Source organism: Parabacteroides provencensis, assembly GCF_900232875.1.
Classification (GTDB): Bacteria; Bacteroidota; Bacteroidia; order Bacteroidales; family Tannerellaceae; genus Parabacteroides; species Parabacteroides chinchillae.
The window spans coordinates 232,106-253,225 of record NZ_LT960490.1; the positions used below are offsets into that span (position 1 = coordinate 232,106).

The window sequence follows — 21,120 nt, forward strand, 5'->3', positions numbered from 1 at the left end:
TATACAATATTATATTTAGATATTTGCAGTAGAATTATCAGAAATGATTTGCCGTATCGTTCTTTGAAGTACGGGGATGTCTTGTTTGATGCTCTCGAAAATAACTTCGGCATCGATTTCAAAATAGTGGTGGGAAATGATGTCTCGCATTCTCATAATGCTTCTCCAGTTTATTTCGGGTATTGTATTAATAGTTTCTGTTCGGTTATTTTATCGAGGTTCTTGGTCATTTCTTTCAGGATGGATATATATTCGGCCGTCGTTTTCATATTCAAAATGAGCTGATGTACAGATACAAATATCTAAACTGTTTTCGGAATAACCAAATGGTTCGGGTTCTTTTATCTCTGTTGTTCCAGTGCTTCGCCCGCTTTGTATAGCGGATGCAGGGGATGGGCTATATTCTTGATTTTTCCCTCGGCGCGCAGTTCTTTCAAACGGCGGTTGGCTGTGGAGGCGGTGAAGCCGCAAAGACGTTGAAACTGCTGGCGGTTCAGTGTTTCGTGTTCGCTGAAGTATTGCAGTAATAATGCATCTATTTCATTTTCCGTTCGCTCGTAGGAGTGCGATTTGCGGCTGATACGTTCAAACGGGGTGTATTGCAACTTCTTTTTCAGTTCTTCCTCCGGACGAAAAGCCACCGACTTGAAGCGGACCGACTCGGCGCGTACTTCTTTGGTCGATTCAATCTTCGGACATTTAAGTGTCATCTGCAGATATCCCAAACCTTCGATGCTTACGCGGCGGCCTGCCTGCAATTCTTCAACGATCACTTCCGAGAGGGAGGTAAGGACGGCACGTATATCACCCGACGTCAGCGTGCAACGGCTGTGAATGTTTCGGATAAGATTGTTTGTAGACACGGTTCCGTTTGTAACGATACGGGCATGATAATGTGTGCCTGTTTTACTGTTTTTCGGTTTCGGATTCTTGTAGAAATCGTAATAAGCTGTCATATTAAGTTTATTTTAGTGATAATTTAGTTGTTTTCTCGCGACAAATTAATCAGATCACACTTGTGATTTAATTGGCTCACAGCTGTGATTTAATTAGGTCACAAATGTGATCTGTTTAAATCACGGCTGTGAGCCGATTAGTTTGTTGGTATAAAAATACTACTTTCTTTACCCGAAGTCAAGTAAATAGAGCAATAAAACAATAATAAAGATTACTTTTGTATTTACAACTGTTGTAATGACCAGGATGGCATGGAATAAGGTGAAAATAAGATTGGAGAATGGGGAAACGGTGGATGCGCTGGCTCCTATAATCGTGTCTGCCAGCCGGGCGACAGATATTCCGGCTTTTTACACGGATTGGTTCTTCAGCCGTTTGCAAAAGGGATATTCCGCCTGGATGAATCCATTTAATGGCGTACGGTCGTATGTATCTTATCAAGATGTGCGGGTGATTGTTTTCTGGTCGAAGAACCCGGCTCCGTTGTTGCCGTATCTGGAGGAATTAAGACGAAAAGGCATACATTGTTACATACAGTTCACCTTAAATAATTATGAAGGAAGCGGACTGGAACCTCATTTGCCTTCACTGGAAGAACGTATTGCCACGTTTCGCAGTTTGACGGATGTGCTGGGAAAAGGGAAAGTGATCTGGCGTTTTGATCCTTTGATCTTATCCGACCGGATGGATGTCGATGATTTGTTGGAGCGTGTACGTGTGGTTGGCAACCAATTGCATGGATATACTGACAAACTGGTGTTTAGTTATGCCGATATTTCGGTCTACCGGAAAGTCGCGGCCAATCTGGATCGTGAGGGCTTTCTCTACCGCGAATTTACCGAAGCGGATATGCTTTGTTTTGCCAAAGGCGTTCATCTTCTGAATGAAAAGTGGAACTATGATGTGGCTACCTGCGCAGAAGAAATATCTTTGGAAGAAGATTATGAAATATATCAGAATAAGTGTATAGACGATGATCTGATGATTCGCTACTTCTCGGAGGATAAAGTGTTGATGGAGCACTTGGGGGTGGAGTGTATTCCGGGCGATTTGTTTCATCCGGAGGATATAATACGAAAGACAAGAGACAATAAAGATAAAGGACAACGCCTGCATTGCGGGTGTATTACCAGTAAAGATATCGGAGAGTATAATACCTGTCCGCATCTTTGTGCCTACTGCTATGCTAACAGTTCGAAGGAGAAGGCGCTGGCAAACTGGCGTTGTCATCAGCAAAATCCGTATTCGGAAACGATTACCGGACGTTAAACGCAAACGCAAAAGAGGGACATGGATGTACAATTGCTATTGGAAGAGAATACGGTTTATGCCTATATGCTGCGAACGATAGGCAGACCTACTTTTGACAAGGTTCGCCAGTTGGTGGTGGATTTTGTAGGCAAACTGAGCGACGAAGATAAGGCTGATCTTTACAGACGTCTGGGGAACGGACGGGGTGTGATCGACTCAGAAATACTTCTTGCCTACTATCTCTATTCGTATGGAAAGATGCATCTGGCAAAACTGAACTACGCCTTTGATCAGCTACCTCCCATATTCTGGGAAAATAAGGTGGATATTGTAGCCTGGGGATGCGGACAGGGACTGGAAGTAATGGCTTATGCCGATTACTTGCAATTGAATGGGCTTGCGGCAAACGTTACTTCCATAACTTTGGTAGAACCATCGGAACTTTCTTTGAAGCGGGCAGCTTTGCATGCACGTCTCTTTTTTCCGGATGCAGAGGTTCGGACGGTTTGTAAATATATAGAAGATTTATGCAAAGAAGACTTCCCCGAAAGACAGACAAGCCTTCATCTGTTTTCAAATATTCTGGATATAGAAGAGATAGATTTGTCTCAGTTGACGTGTCTTATAAAGTCCATCCGGCAGGGAGGAGACTACTATGTTTGTGTAAGTCCTATATATAATAGTTGCGGCGGTGGAGGTGTGTGCGAAGATACATGCCGTTTGTCTTGCTTCGCAAAAGAACTGGATGTTGGTCTTCTCGCAAGAAAATGCATTCGGGACCTGGAATACGGCGGCACTAATCCATGTACTATGAATGTTCAGGTTCTTACCTGCGGTGCGATTTCTGCCGGGTTGCAGGAATTGATGTATAAGGCCAACACCGGAGACATGGATGCCCAATACGAATTAGGATTGACATACGATGCAGGGAAAGAAGTTACTCAAAACTATATCCTGGCAGCTAAATGGTATAAAAAGGCAGCTATGCAGGGTGACAAGCGTGCTCAGTCTGTTCTGGGAGTTATGTATGAATATGGGCGGGGTGTTGTTGCGGATATGAACGAAGCTTTCCGTTTGTATAGTTTGTCTGCAGCTCAGGGTGATACGTGGGCTATGGGCAATCTGGCGGATATGTACGAATTTGGAAAAGGAGTGGAGAAAGATATGGAAGAAGCCATACGTTTATATAAATTATCGGCGGCGGATGGATATGAATTTGCACAGAATGCACTGAAACGTCTGGAAGGAGAGGTTGCACAATGAAGTTGAATGAAGAACAGAAACAATTTATCCGGGAGCATGCGGCAGATGATCTGTCGCGCTTGTTGTTGTCTGCGTCTAAGTATTCCGCGCAGAATGTTCCCTTTTTGATAGAACAAATAGCTGCACGCAGACAGATACGTGAGAAGCTGCCCTCGTGGTATGAGAATGACGAATTGCTGTTTCCTGCCCGGATAGCTGCCGAACAATGTTCGTCCGAGCTTACGGCTTTGTATAAACAAGGGCTGGTAGAAGCAAGTGAATGTTTGTGCGATTTAACAGGAGGATTAGGAATAGATAGTTATTTCTTTTCCCGAAAGGTGAAGAAACTTACCTATATAGAACGTTTTGCCGCTTACTGTGAGGTGGCAAAGCATAACTTTGAAGTATTGGGAGCCGATAATATAGAGGTTATTAATACCGACATTGCCGAATATTTGTTGCAATTGCCTCCGGCGGATGTCTTTTATATCGACCCTGCCCGGCGTGGAGAGAGTAATAAGCGGGTGTTTGCCTTGCCCGATTGCGAGCCTGATTTGCCAAAGTTGTTGCCGTCCTTGCTTGAACGTGCTCCGAAGGTGATTGCCAAACTGTCGCCTATGGCGGATATTCAGTTTACGTTGGATTTGCTTCCCGGAACTACAGAAGTGCATGTTATTTCAGTAAAGAATGAATGCAAAGAGTTGCTTTTTGTAGTGGAGAGAGAAAATAAAAAGGATAGTCCGCAGATCGTTTGTGTAAATTTTGCAGGTAGCGGACGGAAAGAATCGTTCTCATATGCGTGGCATGACGAGCGGGATGTGAACCTGTATCAGGCGGATCGGGTAAAGCATTATTTATATGAACCGAATGCCTCGATACTGAAATCTGGTGCGTTCCGGATGACAGCTTTCCGCTTTGGACTGGAGAAGCTGCATGCAAGTAGCCATTTATATACGTCGGACAACCTTAGGGACGATTTCCCCGGCCGCCGTTTTGTGGTGGATGAGGTGATACCGTTCAGTAATAAACAATGTAAGGCGCTGTCTAAAACGATTCCGCAAGCCAATATCACGGTACGCAATTTCCCTCTATCCGTAGCCGAACTCCGTATGCGGACAAAAATAGCCGATGGCGGTGAGGTCTATCTTTTTGCCACTACGCTGGCGGACGGCGTGAAGGTGTTGGTAAAGTGCCATAAATAAAGAAAGCCGGTTGAGATTCAGCCGGCTTCCCTGATATTGTGTATTAGCTATTGACTTACTTCAATAAGTTGGTACGCATAGCTTCGATGTCTTTTTGAGCGGCACGAGCAGCATTTACAGAAACTACCATTTCTTTCAGCGGAGCAATAGTTTCACCCAGTTGGCTCAAATCAGGATAATACTTAGATAAATCGCCTACAATCTGCTGTAGTGTATCCAGGCGTTTGATCATATTGTCGCTTAAACCTGCAGAGATAGCGTCGCCCTTTACAACTAAGCCCGGATTAGCTAATAAATAAGCATATTCAACCGACATTCCGCCTAATAGTTCGATTTCGATGTCTGCTTTGTCGTTTTCCATCATAGCATCGATCAGTTTATCTTCCTGAGCCTTCATAAAAGCATTAACTTCTTCCTTGCTTGCATTGGCAGGAGCAGATTCTTTCATGATATCGATAACGAATGGAATATTCAGGTCTGTAGTCAGCTTTACTAAAACGTTTTCAACGTCAGTAGTCGGCTTTTTCATTGCTTTCAGAATATTCAGATCTGCAAAGTACATACCGCATGCGCGCGCTTTCTGAGCCTGTGTTGTCAGTTCTGAAGCTTTGCTTACGGGCAACATAAAATCTGTATTGGCAACAGATACCGTTACTTCTCCGGTTGCCAGTTTGTAAGCTAAATCAGATTCGGGCATGTCTTTAAGAAACTGGGAAACTTCTACTTTAAGTTCTTCGGTAAGCAGGCTTTTTGAGACTTCTCCGGCTATAACAGCCTCTTGTTCTGTCTGAGCTTCGGCTTCAGCTTTCTTTGCACTGCTATTACAAGAAGCCATTCCGAATAAAAATGCTGCCACGGTTAGCAGACTTACAAAACTCTTCTTCATAATGATATCAATTTAATAATTTTATATATGTCTTTAATAGTCGTTGTTCTTGTTTAAATACTTGCCTGGAAACTCTGCGAAGATAGATATAATTACCAATAAACCAAAGATTACTAACATTAATAAATTAAACGAAAAAGTAGAAAACAGGATTCCGGCTACTTTTTTCTCATAGCTGTAGAATGGTGCGCGTCCCCAATTATTGTCAGGTTCCATGTATATTTGTCCTATTTTCGGATAAATTCTATGATGGGCTTCTTTGTAAAGCAGGTTGCTTGTTGTATTCAGTACCAGCTCTTCCAATGCTTCATTGTGATGCTCCTTTTTAAGGTTGGCGAACCAGTCGGCTCCTTTCTCATTAATAATTTCTCTTTGAACTTTACCTAATAAAGCGGTGAAATTGTCTGATCTTGTTTTCAATGCTTTTTCTGCTTTATTTAAATAGGCATTGTAGCTGTCTTTTGATGAATATGGTTCTATTCTGGCTGCTCGCCCTAGAACTAACAATTCGTTTTCAATGGTTTTTATCTTGTCTTTTTTTTCACTATCGGATAACTCTGTTTGTTGTACTAAATTTCTTACTTCCGGTAAATGGATGTTCTGATAATACTGCGAGATGAATTTCTCTTTTTCAATATAGAATAAGGACCGATTATACGCATTGTCGCAGAATTGCTCGACAGCCAATGCTTCAAATGCCCAGCGGGAAGGTATGATTTCTCCGATAAGCGGCACGATGTTGCGGTTGGCAGCCTGTTTACTTAAATCATCGAACTTAACGACTAGCCCGCATAACAATATTTGCGGGATAAGCAGAAGCGGGATCGTAATGTATATGGCTACAATTGTGTTTAGTGTTTGTGATAAGATTAATCCTGTCAGGTTTGCAAGGAAAGAGGTTGCCCACAGGATGATCCACCAGATAAAAAACATTTCCCATCCGATCCCGACCAGTGCATTTCCTACCAAAATAAACAAAAGACTTTGTATGGCAGATATACAGAACAGGAAAAACATCTTGGAAATGAGATAGCTTGGACGGCTTAACCGTAAGAAACGTTCCCTTTTCAACAATGTCTTGTCTTTTATTATTTCTTCCGCACTAATACTCATTCCGATAAATGTGGCTACAATAACAGACATGAACAGGTAAGTTACCAAGTTTTTATTGGTAAGCAAAGTGTAGCCTTCATCTGTCTCGTAGCGGGTGAGCAAAGCTACAATTACGGCAAGCAACGGGGCTTCCAGCAAAGCAATGCATAAGTATTGCTTGTTTGTCAGTTTGGTTTTAATGTTTCTTTCCAGGAAAATGAGAAATTGCTTCCAGGCGGACGGCTTTTGCTGTCTGTTTGGAGGTAAAGGCAGAACCTGGGGACTGTTGAATTCCGGTCTGGATGCTAAATAGAGTTCGTGCCATTCTTTTGCTGTCAGTTTGCGGATATTTGTTTGATTACCCGTGTCGTCGATCTTTTTGGCATCTATAATGTTCAGAATCAATTCGGGGTTTACGTTACCGCATGTACTGCAGACACTGATGTCCTGGTCTGTGTAATTGGCAACTCGTTTAAAGTATGTGATGGCTTCAATCGGGTTTCCATCGTAAATAGGATAACCTCCTGTGTCGAGCAACCATAGACGGTCAAACAATTTATATATCTCTGACGATGGCTGATGGATGTTCACAACAACTAATCTCCCCCGGTGTGTCTGTTCTTTTAAAAGCATCATCACTTTTTCCGAATCGGAAGACGAAAGCCCGGATGTGGGTTCATCTAAATATAAGATTGCCGGTTCACGTATTAACTCCAATGCGATGTTTAACCGTTTCCGTTGTCCTCCGCTGATTGTTTTCCGTACAGGAGAGCCTACTTCCAATGATTTGATTTTCAATAAATCCAAATCATTGAGAATAGAGTTTACTTTTTCTTCTATCTCTTTGTCGTTCAGATTGGCAAAACATAGCTTTGCCGTGTACCAGAGATTTTGGAATACGGTTAATTCTTCAATCAATAAATCATCCTGAGGCACAAAACCTATCAGTCGCTTACAATTCTCATCACTCAAAGGATGTCCGTTCAAACAGATAAAACCTTGCTGAGGAATGATGTTCCCGTTAAGGATACTGAGCAAGGTGGATTTGCCAACTCCACTTCCTCCCATAATGGCCACTAATTGTCCGGATTCGAGGTTGAATGAGAAATTATGCAATCCGTTTTCGCTGTTTTTAAAATGGAAATCAATATCGCGTCCGGCCAGCACGATACGCTCATTATGTTCGTTTCGGTTGAATGCTTCTTGTACGTCGCTATAATAAACCGGAAGAAATAACGGACTTTTGATGACACTGCTTCGTTGCCAACTGTAGAATATGCCGGCAGTGGCAGGTATGTCATTCATAAATACCTGGCTGTTTCCATAATAGGTGAAAATCAGTCTGTCGAAACCGGATAACTGCAATACGCGTATTTCACCTTCCAACCCTTTACGCTGTATGTGATTGTCATTGTTAGAAGGCGGGTCATTGCTAATTGTCAGTATATAGGGCGAGTAACTACCGGTTACGAATGCGAGTAGCGTATCATATTCTTCTGAACTGATGTTGAATATCGAGGAAATCTTTCTGAAAATGGATAGATTATCGGCGAATCCTTCGCTGTTACTATGGGCAAATTCCATAAACCTGAGTAACAGCAATATTTGTTCTTCTGCCATTAACTTAGGTTTTAGTTGCGTGCATACATTAATAATTACATTTTCCTTGTCGATATCAAAATCAGGATCATTATATACACTTTGCAACTCGTCGTATAATTCGATATATTCTTTGTGTGAACGGATTCCGAAATGGCTGGAAAGATAAGTGTTTACAGCTTGGCGTGCTTGTTCCGTCCCAATTCTTGCCAACGATGCAAAAATGGCAAACAGATTTAGTAGTCCGTTCAGTATTGTCTCATTCATTTAGGTAAATACTGTCATTTTATTTCAAAAGCATGTACAAATATAGATGATATGTAAGAAATATTGGTAATAATCCTGATAAATTTTTAATAAAAGATGAATGTCAAAGATCCAGATTACTATTGCTACGTAAATAACATGATGATAAGTTGTGCTGATATAACCCGTATAAACATGGACAGCGGATATACGGTAGCGTACGAAACAGATGGTTCGTCTCCTTCCACTGTCGTATTAGCATAACTCAATGCCATAGGGTTAGCCATGCTTCCGCAAAGCATACCTACATTATTAGCGTAATCTACTTTAAAAAATTGGGATGCAATGAAACCTACTATTAAAACAGGTACAATTGTGAGCATAAAACCTATTCCTATCCAGAGCAATCCTTCTGCCCGGAACACTGTTTCAAAGAAATGTGCTCCGGCATCAATACCTAGCCCCGCCAGATAAATGACGATACCGAATTGCCGCATCATTAAGTTGGCACTCTGGGTTGTATAAGTAGTTAAATGGAATCTGGGACCGAAAGCGCCCATAAGTATACCTACTATAATTGGCCCTCCTGCAATGCCTAGCTTTACAGGCGTGCTTATTCCCGGTATGGAAATGGGAAGGGAACCAAGTAATACACCGAGGAAGATTCCAACAAATACAGCAATAAGGTTTGGATTATCCAAGCGCTTAACCTCATCACCTAATATTTTTCCTACTGTATTTACAGCGTTGGCTTCGCCCACGATGGTTAGTTTATCACCAATTTGAAGGCGCAAATTAGAAGAGGCTAGTAAATCTATACCTGCACGGTTGACGCGGGTTATATTAATTCCATATAAATTGCGTAACCGTAAAGAACCGAGCTTAACTCCGTTTACCCGGTTTCGGGTTACTAAAATACGGCGTGAAATAAGCTGGCTGTCTATAGCATTCCAATCAATATCCTCTTTGTTCCAGTCTACATTTTCCTGTTCTCCAAATAACGTTTTGATTGTTTCTACGTCTGATTTTACAGAGATAATCAATAAATGATCGTGTTCTTTTAATTGGAAATCGGAAGTGGGGATACTTACTTTTCCATTTCTCCATACGCGGGAAATAACAAAGTGTTTTCCCGTTAGCTTCATTACTTCCAGAATGCTTTTGTTGTATATGGAAGGATTGCAGACTTGAAATTCGGCTACATAAGTAGTGGTATCTTTTGTTTCTTTATGTATGTTGTCCGATTGGTTGGCAAACATTTTTCGTAATATGATAATTGCCAGTATAACGCCGATGACTCCTAACGGATAAGCTACAGCGCATGCTAATGCCATATCGGTAACGCTTTTTGAATTGGAGGGATCAATTTGCAATAGAGCTTGTTGGGCTGCACCCAATGCGGGGGTGTTGGTCACAGCACCGGATAGTAGACCAACCATATTTGATAAAGATATACCGGTTACCCAATGTAATGCAAGAGTCAATAATATTCCCAGGAAGATAACGGCTATTCCCATCATATTAAGTTCCACTCCTCCTTTTTTCAGGGAAGAAAAGAAACCGGGGCCAACCTGTAATCCAAGTGTGTATACGAAAATAATTAATCCGAAATTCTGGGCGAACATCAACATGTCCTTATTTACCACGATACCGAAGTGTCCGGCCATAATTCCTGCAAAGAATACGAAAGTTATCCCCAGAGATATGCCGAAAATCTTTTGTCTTCCCAAATACAGACCAACGGCAGCAACAAGGGAGATTATTATGATCGCCTGAATCATTGTCGGCGCTAAAAAATCTTCAATCAACCAATTCATTCCTGTTCTGTGTTATTGATGGCCGCAAAGATAGGCGAGTTTTCTGGATAATTGCCGATTTGTCATTAACTTTGTAAACTCTGAAAAGATTTTATACTGTAAAAACGGACAGGATATGGCATTGAAGTTGATACATACGGCCGATTGGCATTTAGGACAAACCTTCTTTGGTTATGATCGTGATAATGAACATGATGCTTTTCTTTCATGGCTCGTTGATACATTAGATGATCAGCAAACGGATGTCCTTCTGATTTCGGGAGATGTATTTGATGTTGCTAATCCTTCGGCAATGGCACAACGCCGTTTTTTCCGTTTTTTGAAAGAGGCAAATCGTCGTAATCCGGAATTACAAATTGTTATTACTGCCGGAAATCATGATTCGGCAGCTCGTCTTGAAGCTCCGGTTCCTTTATTGGAAGAATTAGGGACTACTGTTATTGGAATTATTAAGCGGAAAGAAGATGGTGAAATTGACTTAGATTCATTGATTATACCATTATACAACCGGAAAGGAGAACGGCAAGCATTGTGCCTGGCTGTACCATTTCTCAGACAAGGCGATTATCCTTCGTCAGAAGAAGGACAAGATAATTATGTGGCCGGAATAGACCGGATGTATAACCGACTTTATGTGTATGCAGAGTCTAAACGGCTTCCGGGGGAAGCAATTATTGCTATGGGACATTTGCATGCAACCGGAGCTGAGTTGTCGGATGATGACAGAAGTGAACGTATTATTATGGGAGGATTGGAATCTGTTTCGGTCAATACTTTTAATACAGGTTTAGCTTATACGGCTTTAGGACATATTCATAAAGCCCAAAAGATAGGTGGTCGCGATTCTGTACGTTATGCGGGAAGTCCGTTGCCTATGTCGTTTTCGGAAACGAACTATCGGCATCAGGTCGTTTCCGTTACTATTGAAAGTGGAAAAACTCTGTTTATAGAACCTTTGGCTGTACCTGTAGTGACCGAGTTGTTAAGAATACCGCCTTCTCCTGCTTCTCCCGATGTTGTGTTAGCGATGTTAACAGAATTGCCCGATGCGGAGAATAGGGACAATAATACAAATCCTTTTCTGGAAGTACGTGTTTTGCTTACTGAACCGGATCCGGGTTTTCGTCATCGGGTAGAAGAGGTTCTTGAAGGAAAGGCGGTTCGTTTAACCTCTATCGTTCCTTCTTATCCGGAAAGTGAAGGCGAAGACGATTTCCATGCTCTTTCTTATAATGATTTGCAGAAAATTGATCCGACGGATATGTTGAAACATGCTTTTGCTGCTAAGTATGGCGGCGACTTACCTGAAGATATGGAACAATTATTTAAAGAGGTAATGCGGGAGGTTGCTTTATGAAGATATTAGCGATACGCGGGCGTAATCTGGCTTCGCTTGAGGGTGAGTTTTCTATAGATTTTACGGTGGAACCTTTACTGTCAGCCGGTATATTTGCTATTTCCGGTCCAACTGGAGCAGGTAAATCTACATTGTTGGATGCTATGTGCCTGGCTCTTTTCTCCCGTACACCCCGTACGGATCAGGCAAAAGAAAATAATGTAAGATTGAGAGATGTAAATGAAGATCTTCTGCCTCAGGGAGATCCTCGTTTTATACTACGGAGAGGAACAGCCTTTGGATTTGCGGAAGTAGATTTTGTTGCATTGAACGGCTTTCGCTATCGTGCACGCTGGTCGATTGCCCGTGCCCGTGATAAAGAGAGCGGACGTTTACAAAATCCCAAAACGACACTTTTTAATCTGGATAAAGAGACGGAAGAACAAGGAACCCGTTCAGATCTTCAAATACGAATTATCGAACTGATAGGTCTGACATTTGAGCAGTTTACCCGTTCCGTTCTATTGGCGCAGAATGATTTTTCCACATTTTTAAAAGCGGAACAGGGAGAAAAGGCTTCATTGCTGGAAAAACTGACAGGCACAGAGCAATATTCTGCTATTTCACGTTTGATTTTTACGAAGAATGCGGAAGCCAGGGAAGCTTATGAAAAAATATGGGTTCAGATGCAAAGTGTAGAAATGCTGGCAGAGGAAGAGGTACAGGCTTTTGAAAAGCGTCTTTCTGAAGTTGAACCTTTGCTATTGCGCCTTGAAAGCGCTAAGGTGGAACGGCAACACTTACAAGATGCAGTCAAGTCGGCCGAACAGCAGATTGCAGGGAAACAGATACAGCAAAAAGATATTTCTGATAAATTGGCTCGATCGATTGAATTATTGGAAAAATCCCGTAAAGACTATGAAATAGCCTTGGAAGAACAACAAAAAGCAGAGTTTCTTTATAAAAGTCTTCAACCGGAGTTGCAGCAGGCTCGTAAATTAGATGTACAGATAGAAACTGTTTTGCGTTCTTTTTCTGAAGCGGAGCAACGTTTGAAAGAAGCAGCTCAAAGTAAAAAAGAAGCGGAAAATAAGCTTTTTGATTTGCAAAAGAAAGAGAGACAAGGACAAGAAGAAATAGAAAAACTGAAAGCTTGGCGGGAGAAATATAAGGGAAAAGCCGGAATTGCCGAACAGCTTCCCGCTTTACTTTTGCATTTGGATGCAGCTTTTAGTGCTCGTCAGTCTTTCGAGAAATCAACGCAATCTATTTTAGTCTTTAAACAACAGATAGGCCGGCTGGATATAGAATTAACAACATTGGCTGCTTCCATGGGGCAACATCGCTCGGATTTGCTGAAAGTGGAAACTGAATTGAATCAGATTGATATTTTACTGAAACAAATAGATACGACAAGCCTTGATAAATCAATAAATGAAGCTCGTTCCGAACGTGAACGTTTATTGGTAGAACAGGCTCAGTTTGTTACTACCGGTGATATTAAAACATTACGGGATAAACTTTCTGAAGGAACTCCGTGTCCGGTTTGTGGAAGCAAGGAGCATCCTTATGCATCCCACGAGACTGGAGAAAAATTGCTGGCTTTAGCCAAAGGAATCTCGGATATTACAATACAAATTCAGCAGCTGGTTAAGCAATCGGAAACTTATACTGTCAACCAGAAGCGGCAAGCTTTATTACAACAGCGCCAACTTCAGTTACATAAACAGATAACGGAGAGCGAAAATGCACGAATTGGCATACTGAATCAGCAGAAATTAGTTAATACTCAAATATCTCATGAGGAAGCTCTATCCGTTGAACATCAGGAAGTGCAGACTCGTTCATTACTTGCTGCTAATCAGGTTTTTGGTAGTGATTCTTGGCAGAATGCCTGGCAACAGGATCCGGAAGCATTCCGTAAAACATTGACAGATTTTTCCCGTCAGTGGCGTAATAATGAAGAATGTTTGCAGCAGTTGGAACGGCAACAAGGAATACTAAAGGCCGAATGTGAGTCGCATAGCACTTTTCTACCCAAGCAAATAGCACAGTGGAAAGAGTTCGAGATGATTTTTCAAAAACATCGGGATGATTTAAAAAATCATCGGGATGATCGTAACCGTTTATTATCGGGACGATCTGCTGATGAAGTGGAGCAAGAATATGTGCGCAACCTGGAGGAATTGAAAGAGAATTTGAAAAAACTACAATCTATGCAGGTAGAACAGTCTGGGATTGTTGAACAATATAAAGGTGTCACGGAACAGATTACAAAAGATCTGGCTGATACTTCTGTTATGCTATCGGAGAAAAAAGCGGCATTGGAGGTTTGGATTAATCAGTATAATGAATTATCCGGAGGTATTTCTTTAGAGGATGCTTTGACTCAGGCATCAAAAGAAAAAGCAGAATGTACATTCCGTTTGCGTACACATGCTGAGAATTTACGGAAAGTAGCAGGTCTGAAAGATGAACTGGATAAGCGCTCTGTTATTAGTGAGCGCTGGGCTAAATTAAATGATCTGGCCGGTTCTTCGGATGGTGCTAAATTTCGCCGGATAGCTCAGGGCTATACTTTGGATGTTTTACTGAATTATGCAAATGTTCAATTAAGAGGGCTTACCAAACGCTACCGTTTAGAGAGGGTGCCTGACACATTGGCTTTGCAGGTGATAGATCAGGATATGTGCGATGAGGTTAGATCTGTCCATAGTTTGTCTGGTGGCGAATCATTTTTAGTCTCCTTGGCTTTAGCTCTTGGCTTATCTTCTCTTTCTTCAAATAGAATGAAAGTTGAAAGTTTGTTTATTGATGAAGGTTTTGGTTCTTTGGATTCCGAAACTTTGCGCGTTGCCATGGATGCCTTGGAGAGTCTTCATACGCAAGGCCGGAAGATTGGGGTTATTTCTCATGTGCAGGAAATGACGGAACGTATTCCTACCCAGATTCGGGTACAACGGAGTGGAAACGGACGAAGCTCTTTGAAAATAATGTAGTTCTATGGCGGATTATTTACTTAAAATTAATGTTGAAGGCATTTTTTGAAGCGCCTTTTTACGGTGTTCGGATATATCATTCCATGTGGCATAGCTTACCAGCATGAAATTGTGCCCATTGAAAATCTCGGGAGTTAAATCTTTATTGGGTAATAATGTAGCCTGTTTAATAGTTTCTGTAAATTCGTTAAGCTTCTGGTTGATAGTTTCTATACCTGGAGTTGTACTGCTTGCCTGGTTAACGATATTAACCGAACCATGAGTTGTTTTTAGTAATGTCCGGGCATAGTCAAGCAAGAACAGATCATCAGCCGAATTAACGATAATAATTATGTTTGTTGCTTTTACAAAGCCTCTGTTAATGAATACTCCTACAGGACAATCGCTTTGTTCGATAAACATTTTAGTTTTATCTTTTAATAAAGCTCCGGGATAAAACCATGATTCAGGCGCTTTGAATCGTTTGAAGAAACGATTGTAGAAAGAGGTACGATAACGATTGGCATCAATATCCGTGGGTAAATCACTCATCGAGATACCGGCACCTACCAATAAGAAATCGTAGCCTTCATTATTCACAATATCGCAAATATCTTGGCTGGCGTTTGTAGATACTTCATACCGGGTCTGGATAGGAATACCCAATTTTTGTGCTCCGTATAGGATTGGTCCAAAACTAACTTCTTCGAAATTATCGGTATGTAAGGGGTTTACATCAGAACCAACAGTTAAATGAAGTGCTGTAATTTCTAATTTATTTTTTCCGTGAGAAAACATTTGGTAGGCAACATCCAGCATAATCTGGCCATTGCTTGCACGCCCGAACGAAAGTAATACTTTAAAAATTCCTGCTACAGCTTCAACATGTTTATGTTCGATAATCTTGTCTCGCGTTTTATAGCAGAATTTGATAAATGAAATTAACGGAGTCGTCATGAACGTGGTCACCAGAGTCATGAGTACCAACATTACGAAAATAGGAGGCGGAAGTATCTTCATTTCATAACCGATCGTAAGTACTACCAGTTCCATTAACCCGCGGGTATTCATTAAAGCTCCTATATAAAGACTATCTTTCGTGCTTTCGCCTACGAAACGGGCTGAGAAGAAAGCTCCTCCGAATTTGCCGGCAATTGCTACTACTATAAATATACCGCACATGCGCCATAGGTCCGGGTTGTTTAATAAACCTATTTCCGTACGTAGCCCTGTTGAAACAAAAAATAACGGAAGGAATAAAGCAAGGGAAACATCTTCTACTTTCTCCGTCATAATTTTGCGGAATTTTATATTGCTTGGCATTACTACCCCTGCAATGAATGCGCCGAATAATGCATGCAACCCTAGTATTTCTGTCAGATAAGATGATATAATGAGCAATAAGAACATGAAGGCTACCAGCCCTTTGTCTATGACTTCTTTATTATGATATATATGTCCTACCATACGTAAGAAGGGGCGTACGGCGAAAAACATGAATGCGATATAAATAATAGAAAAACCAATGTTGTAAATGGCACTTAACATTGTTCCTGCCTGGGCAATAGCTACAACAACCGCCAGAAGACACCAGGCTGTGATATCTCCGTTAGCAGCACTAGCCAGTGAAATGGTTCCCAAATGTGTTTTTGTAAGACCTTTTTCCTGGATAATACGGGCCAGTACAGGGAATGCTGTGATACTCATTGCAATTCCTATGAATAAAGCAAAGGACAGGAATGGGGTGTCTTTGTTTGCATAGGAGCCATATACATAATATGCAGTAAGCATTCCAAAGAAAAAAGGTGTTATTGTGCTCGTATGGCTGATAAGAATTGTTTCTTTCAGTTTTTTTCTTACTTCGGTTATATCCAATTCCATACCGATAGCAAACATAAATAGTATTAATCCGAATTGGCTTAATATGTTGATATTGGCAAGGGAATCCAGGGGGAACAGGAAATTGGAAACATCCGGCAATAAATGTCCTAATATAGACGGGCCAAGAACGATACCTGCAACAATCTCGCCGATAACCGTAGGTTGGCCTAATTTTAAAAATAGCCAACCGAATAGCCGGCATGTAAGCAAAATCGTGATAATTTGAAGAAGTAAGATTCCAATAGGAGTTTCTATATGATGAACTAATAATGTGGAAAATAGAGAAAAGCCTTCTTGTAAGTTTCTGGGGGTATCGTATGCTGAAGTGATTGCACTTTCCAGTTGCTGGCTTTCTCCTTCCTTTGCAACTAAGTACATTAACGAACCGAAAATAAGAATCATCAGTAAGTAGAATGCTATGCTCTTCGTCCCTTTACTCATCAGCCATACGGTTTGCTGCAAATATAAGAAATATCCTTATATTATCTCAAATAGTATGTTTTTTTCTTTTATCTTTGTCCAATAACCAATCAATTGAATCATGGAGTCACTAAATCTGATAAAAAATGATCCATGGCTGGCACCTTACAAGGCAGCCATAGAAGGACGATATCAATATGTTGTTGATAAAGAGAAGAGTCTAACAAATAACGGTAGACAAACTTTGTCCGAACTTGCTTCCGGTTACCTTTATTTCGGATTACATAAAGTTTCCAAAGGATGGATATTTCGTGAATGGGCTCCTAACGCAAAGGCTATTTATCTGATTGGAACTTTTAACGGGTGGCAGAAAGATGACAGGTATAAAATGAACCGTCAGGATAATGGTGTTTGGGAAATTGTTTTGGAAGAAGGTTTGCTTCACCACGAAGATCTTTTCAAATTATTGGTGGAGTGGGATGGCGGCAGTGGAGAACGTATTCCTGCCTGGATTCGCCGGGTTGTCCAAGATGAACAAACAAAGATTTTTAGTGCACAAGTATGGGCTCCTGAAAATCCGTATAATTTTAAGATTAAAAAATTTAAACCAAACACTGCTCCATTGCTGATTTATGAGTGCCATATAGGTATGGGGTCAAGTGAAGAAAAAGTTGGTACATATAGTGAATTTCGTAAAAATGTATTGCCCCGTGTACTGAAAGACGGATATAATGCTATCCAGATAATGGCTATTCAGGAACATCCGTATTATGGTTCGTTTGGCTATCATGTAAGTAGTTTCTTCGCTGCATCTTCTCGCTTTGGAACTCCGGAAGAACTTAAAGAATTGATTGACGAAGCCCATAGTATGGGAATTGCTGTTATTATGGATATTGTTCACAGTCATGCTGTAAAGAATGAAATAGAAGGATTGGGGCGTTTTGACGGCTCTTATAATCAATATTTTTTGAGTGGCGAGCGTCGTGAACACCCGGCTTGGGATTCTCTTTGCTTTGACTATGGTAAAAATGAAGTCCTTCATTTCTTATTGTCAAACTGTAAATTCTGGTTGGAAGAATATAAATTTGATGGATTCCGTTTTGATGGTGTAACTTCAATGTTGTATTACAGTCATGGGTTAGGAGAGGCATTTTGCAATTATGGAGATTATTTTAACGGTCATCAGGATGGAGATGCTATTGCTTATCTTACGTTGGCAAATAAGTTGATTCATGAAGTAAATAAAAATGCTATTACCATAGCAGAAGAAGTAAGTGGCATGCCGGGGCTGGCCGTTAAATACGAAGAAGGTGGCTATGGTTTCGATTATCGTATGGCAATGAATATTCCGGATTACTGGATCAAGACTATTAAAGAGAAGAAAGACGAAGATTGGCATCCGTCTTCAATCTGGTGGGAGACGACAAATCGTCGTGCGGATGAAAAGACAATTAGTTATGCCGAAAGCCATGACCAGGCCCTTGTGGGGGATAAGACTATTATTTTCCGTTTGATTGATGCCGAAATGTATTGGCACATGCAGAAAGACGACCATAACTTTATAGTAGAAAGAGGAATTGCTCTTCATAAAATGATTCGTTTATCTACAGCCTCAACTATTAATGGTGGCTATCTTAATTTTATGGGGAATGAATTTGGCCATCCGGAATGGATTGACTTCCCTCGTGAGGGAAACGGGTGGTCATATAAGTACGCTCGCCGTCAATGGGGTCTAGTTGATAATCCGGATTTAAAATATCATTTTTTGGGTAACTTCGATGAGGAGATGCTGGCTTTGATCAGTAGTGTGAAGAATTTCCAGGATACTCCGATACAAAAAGTTTGGGATAATGATGGCGATCAGATTTTAGCTTATATGCGTAAAGATCTTGTCTTTGTCTTTAACTATAACCCTACAAAATCATTTACAGATTACGGCTTTTTAGTTCCGAAAGGAGAATATGAGGTTGTATTGAATACTGATGCTACACGTTTTGGAGGTTTTGGTTTATCAGATGATAGCATACGCCATTTTACACAGTTTGATCCTTTGTATAAAGGAGAGAAAAAAGAGTGGCTTAAAATATATATTCCCGCTCGCTCGGCAGTGGTTTTAAGGAAAGTGAAGGCGAAGGCTACGACAGCTAAAGCTAAAACAATAAATAGTAAAACTAAAAAATAAAAACACGTATTTTATGTTGTATCCGCTTACGTTCGAACCAATCCTTAAAAAGATTATTTGGGGTGGTTCTGATATCTGCCCGTTTAAGGGTATTACACCGATACAGGATGGTATCGGGGAAAGTTGGGAACTTTCTCATGTTGAAGGTAATTATTCTATTGTTGCCAATGGTAAATTAAAAGGTTTTTCGCTGGACGAATTGATCCGTAGATATGGCAAACAATTGTTGGGAGAAAAAGTTCTGGAACGATTTGGCACTACTTTCCCTTTGTTGATTAAGTTTATAGATGCCCGCGATAACTTATCCGTACAAGTTCATCCGGATGATGAGTTGGCCAAAAAACGTCATAACTCTTTCGGAAAGACAGAAATGTGGTATGTTATTAATGCGGCTAAAGGTGCTGCTTTATATTCAGGTTTTTCTAAGCAAATAGATGCAGAGGAATATGTGAAACGGGTTGAAAATAACACTATAATGGATGTGTTACAGCGTTATGAGGTAAGCCCGGGTGATGTGTTTTTCTTGCCGGCGGGACGTGTCCATGCTATCGGAGCCGGTTGCTTTATTGCAGAGATACAACAGACCAGTAACATAACTTATCGTATATATGATTATAATCGTAAGGATGCAAATGGCAACGGCCGTGAGTTGCATACGGAATTAGCGAAGGATGCTATCGATTATACATTATCCCCTGATTATCGTACGCATTACAAAGCGCATACAAATGCAACAGTAGAGTTGGCAACTTGCAAATATTTTACAACAAATTTACTTGATTTGGATACGATCATGGTTCGTGACTTTTCCGAACTTGATTCTTTTGTTGTTTATATCTGTATGGGAGGTAAGGCCTCAATTAGAGATGGTAAAGGCAATGAAATTTATGTTCATCAGGGACAAACCGTATTGATCCCTGCTGATACGGAAGTTGTTACAATATCTCCGGCGCCGGGTGCTAAGTTAATGGAAACTTATATAGAGTAACATTATAGTAAAGAAAAGGGGAGTTGATATTAAATCAGCTCCCCTTTTTGACTTGTATTTTGCTTAAACCCATGGATATGGCATTTTTGTAATTCCGTTATACATAAAGCGATAGGTTGGGACATCAATACCTAATTTATCTGCAGTATGGACTACATAACCTGTTAACGTTTCCAGTTCTGTAGGTTTACCGGCCAAAAAATCTGCATGCATGGATGTTGTAGCACCGGCGGGCATCATTTTTTGTGCTTCGATAGAAGCATATACGATATCGGCAGGTAAGTGGATACCTTTTGCTTCCGCTACACTTTTCAATTCATTACCTAATGCGATGAACATATCATAATGTTGTTCGATAACATCACTTATATTCTGGTTGAAAAAGGTTGTAATAGTTGCAGCAGTAGAAATCATCAGAAACTTTTTCCATAACCTTAAATCTATATCGTCAGGGTTGTAAGCATTAATCCGTGAGTAAGTTAAAAGCTGGAGCAATGCTTCTTGTTTTGCTTTGTCTCCGTCTTTTGATCCGAAAAAAAGTCTTTCTTTACCACTGAATTTATCTATATATCCCGGTTTTATTAATCGTGCTCCTATATAGGTACAACCTTTCCATACGGATTGCCCCGGTAATAGTTCCTGTATCTGTTCTGTTATATTAACGCCGTTAAGTAATGGAATAATGACGGTTTCAGGCCCTAATAAAGGCTTTAGTTGCTCGATGTTTTCTTTCAGGTCATAACTTTTTGTGCAGCAGAATATGTAATCTACCGGTCCTATTTCAGCCGGATTATCGGTTGCAAGAGCAGGAACCGCTATAAGAGTGCGTATGCCGGTCTTTATATGTAGTCCGTGTTCTTTAATAGCACGCAAGTTTTCACCCCGGGATATAAAGAAAAAATCTGCAATTTCTTTGTCTTTATACCGGGCGGCCAGCATACCTCCGTAGTAACCGCCTACGGCTCCGATTCCGGAAAATGCAATTCTTAATTTACTCATAATTATCTAACTTGTATTATGCAAAGATGGAAAATAAAATTGGA

Annotated in this window: 14 protein-coding genes; 7 read left to right on the forward strand and 7 right to left on the reverse strand. The window is 40.8% G+C overall.

All coding sequences use genetic code 11. The annotated features are described in order from the left end of the window. Positions 1-15 precede the first annotated feature (15 nt). Together CTY47_RS17430 and CTY47_RS12265 are read right to left on the reverse strand one after the other, a co-directional pair. Positions 16-156 (reverse strand): HepT-like ribonuclease domain-containing protein, encoded by a 141-nt coding sequence (locus tag CTY47_RS17430; protein ID WP_233202175.1) that lies wholly within the window; start codon positions 154-156, stop codon positions 16-18. 185 nt (positions 157-341) lie between these two features. Further along, complete coding sequence (locus CTY47_RS12265; RefSeq protein ID WP_099465075.1) at positions 342-956, reverse strand: HU family DNA-binding protein; 615 nt, start codon at positions 954-956, stop codon at positions 342-344. Between the two features lie 247 nt (positions 957-1,203). Between CTY47_RS12265 and CTY47_RS12270 the strand changes: the two genes are divergently transcribed. The 3 genes from CTY47_RS12270 to CTY47_RS12280 are packed head-to-tail and all read left to right on the forward strand — an operon-like array spanning position 1,204 to position 4,652. After that, positions 1,204-2,226: a DUF1848 domain-containing protein gene (locus tag CTY47_RS12270; protein ID WP_099465076.1), complete on the forward strand. Its 1,023-nt coding sequence runs from the start codon at positions 1,204-1,206 to the stop codon at positions 2,224-2,226. 21 nt (positions 2,227-2,247) lie between these two features. Continuing rightward, positions 2,248-3,471: a tetratricopeptide repeat protein gene (locus tag CTY47_RS12275; protein WP_099465077.1), complete on the forward strand. Its 1,224-nt coding sequence runs from the start codon at positions 2,248-2,250 to the stop codon at positions 3,469-3,471. Next, the gene (locus tag CTY47_RS12280) at positions 3,468-4,652 is read left to right on the forward strand and encodes a THUMP-like domain-containing protein (RefSeq protein ID WP_099465078.1); all 1,185 of its coding nucleotides are present in this window, start codon (positions 3,468-3,470) and stop codon (positions 4,650-4,652) included. The genes CTY47_RS12275 and CTY47_RS12280 overlap by 4 nt, the downstream gene beginning before the upstream one ends. 55 nt (positions 4,653-4,707) lie before the next feature. Here the strand turns inward: CTY47_RS12280 and CTY47_RS12285 are convergent, their stop codons facing one another. The 3 genes from CTY47_RS12285 to CTY47_RS12295 all read right to left on the reverse strand — a co-directional run bounded on the left by CTY47_RS12285 (position 4,708) and on the right by CTY47_RS12295 (position 10,292). Continuing rightward, entirely contained in the window at positions 4,708-5,538 is an 831-nt protein-coding gene (locus CTY47_RS12285) for a hypothetical protein (RefSeq protein WP_099465079.1), read from the reverse strand. A 33-nt stretch (positions 5,539-5,571) separates the two neighbouring features. Further along, entirely contained in the window at positions 5,572-8,496 is a 2,925-nt protein-coding gene (locus CTY47_RS12290) for an ATP-binding cassette domain-containing protein (protein WP_099465080.1), read from the reverse strand. 125 nt (positions 8,497-8,621) lie between these two features. Then, positions 8,622-10,292 carry a putative transporter gene (locus CTY47_RS12295; protein ID WP_099465081.1) on the reverse strand — a complete coding sequence of 557 codons (1,671 nt, stop codon included), beginning with the start codon at positions 10,290-10,292 and terminating at the stop codon, positions 8,622-8,624. A gap of 115 nt (positions 10,293-10,407) precedes the next feature. Between CTY47_RS12295 and CTY47_RS12300 the strand changes: the two genes are divergently transcribed. After that, entirely contained in the window at positions 10,408-11,649 is a 1,242-nt protein-coding gene (locus CTY47_RS12300) for an exonuclease SbcCD subunit D (protein ID WP_099465082.1), read from the forward strand. Further along, a complete protein-coding gene (locus CTY47_RS12305; protein WP_099465083.1) occupies positions 11,646-14,627 on the forward strand; it encodes an AAA family ATPase in 2,982 nt (993 codons plus the stop codon). Before CTY47_RS12300 ends, CTY47_RS12305 begins: the two co-directional genes overlap by 4 nt. A 12-nt stretch (positions 14,628-14,639) precedes the next feature. Here the strand turns inward: CTY47_RS12305 and CTY47_RS12310 are convergent, their stop codons facing one another. Beyond that, positions 14,640-16,928, reverse strand: a complete 2,289-nt coding sequence (locus CTY47_RS12310; RefSeq protein WP_099465084.1) for a cation:proton antiporter — start codon at positions 16,926-16,928, stop codon at positions 14,640-14,642. A 100-nt stretch (positions 16,929-17,028) separates the two neighbouring features. On the opposite strand from CTY47_RS12310, the gene CTY47_RS12315 reads away from it, so the two are divergent. Both CTY47_RS12315 and CTY47_RS12320 read left to right on the forward strand, forming a co-directional pair. Then, on the forward strand, positions 17,029-19,089 hold the full coding sequence (locus CTY47_RS12315; protein ID WP_099465085.1) for an alpha amylase C-terminal domain-containing protein: 2,061 nt from the start codon (positions 17,029-17,031) through the stop codon (positions 19,087-19,089). A 13-nt stretch (positions 19,090-19,102) separates the two neighbouring features. Continuing rightward, the gene (locus tag CTY47_RS12320) at positions 19,103-20,077 is read left to right on the forward strand and encodes a type I phosphomannose isomerase catalytic subunit (RefSeq protein WP_099465086.1); all 975 of its coding nucleotides are present in this window, start codon (positions 19,103-19,105) and stop codon (positions 20,075-20,077) included. Between the two features lie 63 nt (positions 20,078-20,140). On the opposite strand, the gene CTY47_RS12325 is transcribed toward CTY47_RS12320, so the two are convergent. Next, positions 20,141-21,076: a ketopantoate reductase family protein gene (locus CTY47_RS12325; RefSeq protein ID WP_099465087.1), complete on the reverse strand. Its 936-nt coding sequence runs from the start codon at positions 21,074-21,076 to the stop codon at positions 20,141-20,143. Positions 21,077-21,120: the final 44 nt, after the last annotated feature.